Genomic DNA, 6,082 nt, shown 5'->3' on the forward strand with positions numbered 1-6,082 from the left:
GGGTGGGGCGGAGGGACGGATCCTCGCGGAGGCACCGCCGCAGGTGGGGCAGCATGCCCCGGTCCAGCAGGGCCCGCTGCCAGTTCTGCCGTGCCTGCTGCACGCCTGCCTCGTGTTCGGTTCCGTCGCCGCCGTGTATCGCCGTTCTCAGCATCGCGGCGAAGGCGAGGCAGGCACTGCAGCCCGCGATCAGCGTCAGGACCCATCCGGCGGTGACCAGTGAGCCGGGGAGCGTGTCTTCCGTGCCGGTCAGTTGGAGCAGGTAGCCGAGGACGAGCAGGACCGCGGCAGATGCGGCGGCGATGAGCGGGGTGAGTACCGCCAGGGTCGGCAGCAGGCGGCCGGCGGCGGGGTGCGGCTGCTGGTCGGGCTGTGCCGACGCACGCAAGGCGAGGTACGTGCAGTATTCCGCGCGTGCCGTGGCGGCTATCTCGTCGGCGTCCCCGAGTGCGCGCAGGCGCAGGCGCGTCGTGGCCTGGCCGGTGGGATCGGGGTTCAGGGCCGCATGGATGTCCGTGGTGGTGAGTGCCAGGTGCAGTACCGCTGCGAAGTCCGGCCTGTCCTCCTGGCGAAGGCGCAGTAGGTCGGCCACATGGTCTCCTGACGGGTGGAAGGCTTCGGTGTCGCTCTTGGAGCGGTGCGGAGGCGGCGCCGGACCTGCCCCGGGGGGGAGAGAGTCGGTCGGGCGCCGCCTCCACGGGATCTCAGACGCCCACGCCGAAGTCGGCGGCGATCCCGGCCAGGCCCGAGGCGTAGCCCTGCCCGACGGCACGGAACTTCCACTCGGCGCCGTTGCGGTACAGCTCGCCGAAGACCATCGCGGTCTCGGTGGAGGCGTCCTCGGACAGGTCGTAGCGGGCGATCTCGGCGCCGCCGGCCTGGTTGACGATGCGGATGAAGGCGTTGCGGACCTGGCCGAAGCTCTGGCCGCGGTTCTCGGCGTCGTGGATGGACACCGGGAACACGATCCTGTCGACCTCGGCGGGCACGCCCGCGAGGTTCACCTTGACGACCTCGTCGTCACCCTCGCCTTCACCGGTGAGATTGTCGCCGGTGTGCTCCACCGAGCCGTCGGGGCTCTTGAGGTTGTTGTAGAAGACGAAGTGCTGATCCGACGGAACCTTGCCGGACGTGTCGAGGAGCAGGGCTGAGGCGTCGAGGTCGTAGTCGGTGCCGGTGGTCGTGCGGACGTCCCAGCCCAGACCGACCAGGACGGCGGTCAGGCCCGGTGCCTCTTTGCTGAGCGAGACGTTGCCGCCCTTGGACAGGGAAACTCCCACTGCGTACTCCTTCTCGGCAGGTGCGGTCGAGGCCCGCGGCACGGACCCAGGCTCAAGAATCTACATCACTGTAGAGAACGTGGCAGGGTGACGCGACCGTGCCTTGGGGCCGGTGCGGTCGTGCGATGTCCCGCTCCTTTCCCGGTCCTTCTCGTGTGAGGGCATGCCGCGGGGCAGCGTAGCTTCTACAATTTTGTAGAGGATGTGGCGGCGAATCTTCGAGGCTTGTCGGGCGGCGTGATGGTCCTGGGGGCGTCTATACGATGTCCGCTTGGGAAACGGACGGCGGCGGAAGGGAGACAGGGCGTGACTGAGCAGCGGCAGCGTCCCCGGCGGCGGGGGCAGGGTGAGCTGGAGGCGTTGGTCCTGTCGGCGCTGCGGGAGGCGGACGGACCGGCGACGGCCGGCTGGGTGCAGGAGCGCCTGGGCGGTGACCTCGCCTATACGACCGTCATCACCATCCTGACCCGGCTGTTGGCCAAGGGAGCGGTCACGCGGGAGCGCGCGGGCCGGTCCTTCGCCTGGACGCCCGCGTCGGATCAGGCCGGCCTGGCCGCCCACAAGATGCGCAAGGTGCTGGACTCCGAGGGCGACCGCGAGGCGGTGCTGGCCAGCTTCGTCACCGGCCTCGGCGCGGACGACGAGCGGCTGTTGCGTGAGCTGCTGGGTCAGTCGAGGAACGAAGGGGAAGACTGAAGCCTCATGGGGGTGTTCGTCTTTCTGCCGCTGGTGCTGCCCTTGACGGCGTGGCCGATCGCGCGCCTGGCCGAGCAGCATCTGCATCCACGGACCGCGACCCGGCTGCTGACCGGGGTGGCCGCGGTGATGGCGGCTTGCAGCACGCTGTGCCTCGGCCTGGTGATGGTGGTCGGCACCGCCCAGCTTCCCGGAAACCCGCTGCCCGACGGCTGGTCGGACCCCGAGGTGCGCGCGGCGGTCCCGTACGACGAGGTCGTCGGCAAGGCGGCGATCCCCGCGCTCGTCGTGGTGCTGGTGGCGTGCGGCCGGGCGCTCTGGCGGCACGGGCGGGTGCGCCGTCGCGCCCACCGGGCGCTGGCCGGAATGCGGGAGACGGAGGTGGCCGTACTCCCGGACGACGTCCCCTACGCCTACGCGTTGCCGGGAGGCGGTCGGCGGCATCGCGTGGTGGTGACCACGGCCATGCTGGACTGTCTCGAACCGGCCGAGCGCCGCGCACTGTTCGCCCACGAGCGGGCCCATCTGGCCGCCCGCCACCACCGCTTCCTCCTCGCGGTCCAACTGGCCGCGCGGGCCAATCCCTTCCTGCGGCCGCTACGGACGGCGGTGGCGTACACGGCGGAACGGTGGGCGGACGAGGATGCGGCCCGGGCGGTCGGCAGCCGCCGGGCAGTGGCGTGCGCGATCGGCAAGGCGGCCCTGGTGTCCCGGGGCACCCCGGTGGCGACCCTGGCCGGCTTGGCCGCGGCGGGACCGGTGCCGCGTCGGGTGGCAGCCCTGCTCGGACCCGCTCCGGCGGTGCGCAGCTGGCCGTCGCTGTTCACATCGGTGGGAGTGGCGACGTGGGGCGCGGCGGTGGGGGCTGCCGTGTCGGCGATGTCGTCGGCGAACTCCGCCGTGACGATGGTCCTCATCCTGCACGCGGCCACGCCCCTTTGACCCTGGCGGGGCGAGGAACGCGACTCCGCCGAGCGCGAGGAACGCACTGACCTTCGCCGCCCGATTCCGTCCCCCGAACGTACGCGCCGACTCTCCGGCCGCCGTCCGCGCGTCGTCGGTGCCGCTCACGCCCAGCCCCTCGAGGCTTTCGTGTCCAATGCGTGCGAGGCAGGAGGAGTTACGGCCCGGTTTCGGCCTCGTCGGTGACGGTCGCGGTGCCCGGTTGCCGGTCCTGGTGGTGTCCGGCGCTGAACGGCAGCGGGATGGATTCCTGGGGCAGGGCCGAGAGCACGATGCTGACCAGCATTCCGGCGCTGGCCAGGACCGCGGCCGTGCGAAGATGCCGCAGTGAGCTCCGCCTCTCGGGTCGGCCGATGTCCGGCATCACTACTCCAGCTCTCACCGTTGGTGTGGCGGGCCGGTACCGAAAGGGCGCGCGGCCCGCCACACGGTCGGGGTCGGTCAGAGGTCGAACTCGTGGGGCGGCAGCTCGAGGGTGTAGCACGCCTCGCGGACCACGGCCTGCTCGTCCTTGTCGAAGTCGCCGTCGGCGCCGCCGATGACGATGCCGATCTGAATGACGGCCCGTGCTTCGGCGGGCTTCTTCTTGGCCTTGGCGATCTCCTGCATGACGCTCACCTTGCCGAAGGCGAAGTCGGTGGTGAGCTTGTTGAGGTTCTCCTCGAAGCGGCGGCGCAGGTCGTCGGCGTCGAAGTTCTGCAACACCTCGTTGGTGGCGATGAGTTGGGCCACCCGCTGCCGCTCGGACGGGTCGACGGTGCCGTCGGCGGCGGCGACGAGGGCGCACATCGCCATGCTGGCGTCACGGAAGGCACCACTCTTGAGGTCGTTCTTCTTCGCCATGAGTTGGGTCTGCATCGTCGATGCGGACTCCTTGAGGCGGTCCCACAGGGCCATGAGGACTCCATACGCGTCGGGGGATGCCCGGACGGGGTGCTCCGGACAGCGCTTCTTCTACAACCTAGTAGAAGTTATCAGCCGGGGGCGGAGACGTGCGTCCACCCGCCCCCGGCTGGTGCATCCTCTACCGTCTGCCGGGGCCTGCTCTCAGCCCTCGTCCTCCTCGTCACCTTCGAAGAAGTCCCCGACCTCGTCGACCACTTCGGCTGCGACCATGCCGCCGACGACGCCCACCGCGAGCCCGGCGGCGCCCGCGGCGACGGCGGTGCCCATGCCAGGGCCGGAACGGCGGTGGTCGTCGTGGTGGTGGTGGTCGCCGTGCCCGTGCCCGGCGTACGGGTCACCGTGGCCGTAGGCGCCGTGCGACACCCGGCGCTCGACCAACTGCCGGATCCAGCCGTCGACTTCCGTGTTCCAGTCGCGGGAGTCGTGGTGGCCGACGGTGAAGCGGGTCAGCGTGTCGTGGCCGCCGGAGAAGAAGCCGCCGCGCTTGTCGGCCTCCAGGACGACCTCGATTCCGCCCGGGTTGGCCAGGAAGGTCACCTCGATCTCGTTGACCTGGTGCGCGTACTGCGGCGCCGGGGTCAGCTCGATCTCCTGGTAGAAGGGCAGCTGCTGGCCGGTGCCGCCGATGCGCCCGTACTCCAGGTCGGCGGACTTGAAGCCGAAGCCGAGCTGGCCGAGGGCTTCCAGGATCGCCTCCTGTGCGGGCAGCGGGGCGATGTTCAGCTGGTCCAGGTCGCCCTTGTCCTTCGCGCCGGCCACCGCCAGCTCGGTGCGCACGCCGAGGACGATGCCCAGGCCCTGCCCGTACAGCTCGGTGATCGGCGTCTCCCACGGCAGCGTCACCGTGAACGGGATGCTGTGCTGCTGATCCGCGCCCAGCCGGAAACCGCCTCCGACGGTGAACCGCTCGAAGGCGACGACACCCTCGCTCTCACCCTCGCCGTGCTCGGCCTCGACCCGGGCCACCAGCTCCAGGGTGATGTGCTCGATGTCGAAGTCGGCGTCTCCACCCTTGAGATGGACCTGGCCGGTCAACGCGCCGCCGGGGCGGGCGGCTCCGGGGTCGATGACCGTGTCGACGGTGGGCCCGCCCACCCCGAGTGATCCGAGCAGTCGTTTGAACACCATGGTGGCGTCCACTCCTTTTACGTGCGTGTGTCTCGTTCAGGTGCGGTGCCGCGCGCCCGGGCAGACGCATGACACCACGGTTGTGCGCCGGGAGGGGCTACTTGGCCGCGCCAAGCGCGGCGAGGGCCTGCGCCCGGCGGACGTACTTCAACTCGGCCAGGCCGGCTACGGCCTTGACCCCGAACGCCTCCTGGAGCAGCTCGCCGTCACGGTCGGAGACGCCCTTGAGCGCTCCCACCGGGGCGGCCAGGATCTCTGGCGGACTCTTGTCCGCCCATGCCTTGTCGAGCACCTTGTCCAGGTCGATCGAAGCCATACGTGTCCTCTTCCGGGCGCGTGAGGCCCGGCCCTGTCGCGGGCCTTCTACAAACGAGTAGAAGCATAGGGCTGCCGCAGGCCGGGAGGGGCACGGTCGGCACGGGCTCGCCGGGAAAGGCCGAAAACGGGCTCTTGCGAGGCTGAGGCCGAGCGCGGCGACGCGTTGCCGCTCCGGGGGGTCGTGTCCGATGCGTCCGGCCAGCGGCTCCTTACGCCAGTACTGCCGTTGGCGGCCCGTGCCGCTCAAGCACCGACGGTTCTGCCCGGTGGGTGCAGGCCGCTGGGGCGGCACGGGACGCCTGTGGGGACGCCGCAGTGATCGGCGATCGGGGCACGAGGGGAGGTGCCGGATGGTCCCCACCAGGGGGCACCGGGTTCCCTGGCGGTGCGGCGCGGTCGGCGTGAAGCTGAAGACGCAGGGTCTGGCCTGCGGATCTGGGAGGCATCGTGGCCGGTCGGGTGGTGGTGGGTGTGGATGGGTCGGCCTCGGGTCTGGCGGCGGTGGAGGTGGCGGCGCGCGAGGCGCGGCTGCGAGGCGCGGAACTACGGGTGGTGCATGCCTTCCTGTGGCCCGCGATGCATCCACCGCCGGGGCCGTTGCCGCTGGGCCCGCCGGCGAGCGGGGTCCGGAACATGGTCGAGCATCTGGTGGCCGAGGCGGTGGCGCGCGCCAAGACCGCGGAGCCGGAGGTGCCGGTCTCACATGCCGTGGTGACGGGTGAGCCGCTGGCGGTGTTGGAGGCACAGTCCCGTGCTGCCGAGCTGGTGGTGGTCGGCTCCCGGGGGAGGGG

At 71.0% G+C, this 6,082-nt stretch carries 9 protein-coding genes; 3 read left to right on the forward strand and 6 right to left on the reverse strand.

All coding sequences use genetic code 11. From position 1 onward, the window contains the following. Positions 1-592: hypothetical protein (locus C1J00_RS36520; protein ID WP_102913226.1), on the reverse strand; the 592-nt coding region annotated here is incomplete at its 3' end. A 112-nt stretch (positions 593-704) separates the two neighbouring features. Beyond that, entirely contained in the window at positions 705-1,280 is a 576-nt protein-coding gene (locus C1J00_RS36525) for a TerD family protein (RefSeq protein WP_102913227.1), read from the reverse strand. 306 nt (positions 1,281-1,586) lie between these two features. Between C1J00_RS36525 and C1J00_RS36530 the strand changes: the two genes are divergently transcribed. After that, positions 1,587-1,976 carry a BlaI/MecI/CopY family transcriptional regulator gene (locus C1J00_RS36530; RefSeq protein WP_102913228.1) on the forward strand — a complete coding sequence of 130 codons (390 nt, stop codon included), beginning with the start codon at positions 1,587-1,589 and terminating at the stop codon, positions 1,974-1,976. Between the two features lie 6 nt (positions 1,977-1,982). Next, complete coding sequence (locus C1J00_RS36535) at positions 1,983-2,918, forward strand: M56 family metallopeptidase (RefSeq protein WP_102913229.1); 936 nt, start codon at positions 1,983-1,985, stop codon at positions 2,916-2,918. Between the two features lie 178 nt (positions 2,919-3,096). On the opposite strand, the gene C1J00_RS36540 is transcribed toward C1J00_RS36535, so the two are convergent. The 4 genes from C1J00_RS36540 to C1J00_RS36555 all read right to left on the reverse strand — a co-directional run bounded on the left by C1J00_RS36540 (position 3,097) and on the right by C1J00_RS36555 (position 5,289). Then, complete coding sequence (locus C1J00_RS36540) at positions 3,097-3,303, reverse strand: hypothetical protein (RefSeq protein ID WP_102913230.1); 207 nt, start codon at positions 3,301-3,303, stop codon at positions 3,097-3,099. A 77-nt stretch (positions 3,304-3,380) separates the two neighbouring features. Beyond that, positions 3,381-3,836, reverse strand: coding sequence for a tellurite resistance TerB family protein (locus C1J00_RS36545; protein ID WP_102913231.1), 456 nt, complete (start codon positions 3,834-3,836; stop codon positions 3,381-3,383). A gap of 150 nt (positions 3,837-3,986) precedes the next feature. Beyond that, entirely contained in the window at positions 3,987-4,973 is a 987-nt protein-coding gene (locus C1J00_RS36550; protein WP_180989827.1) for a sporulation protein, read from the reverse strand. A gap of 97 nt (positions 4,974-5,070) precedes the next feature. Then, on the reverse strand, positions 5,071-5,289 hold the full coding sequence (locus C1J00_RS36555) for a hypothetical protein (RefSeq protein WP_102913233.1): 219 nt from the start codon (positions 5,287-5,289) through the stop codon (positions 5,071-5,073). 449 nt (positions 5,290-5,738) lie between these two features. Between C1J00_RS36555 and C1J00_RS36560 the strand changes: the two genes are divergently transcribed. After that, on the forward strand, positions 5,739-6,082 hold a 344-nt coding region (locus tag C1J00_RS36560), incomplete at its 3' end, for a universal stress protein (RefSeq protein WP_180989828.1).

Origin of the sequence: Streptomyces cahuitamycinicus, assembly GCF_002891435.1 — a bacterium.
GTDB classification, from domain to species: Bacteria; Actinomycetota; Actinomycetes; order Streptomycetales; family Streptomycetaceae; genus Streptomyces; species Streptomyces cahuitamycinicus.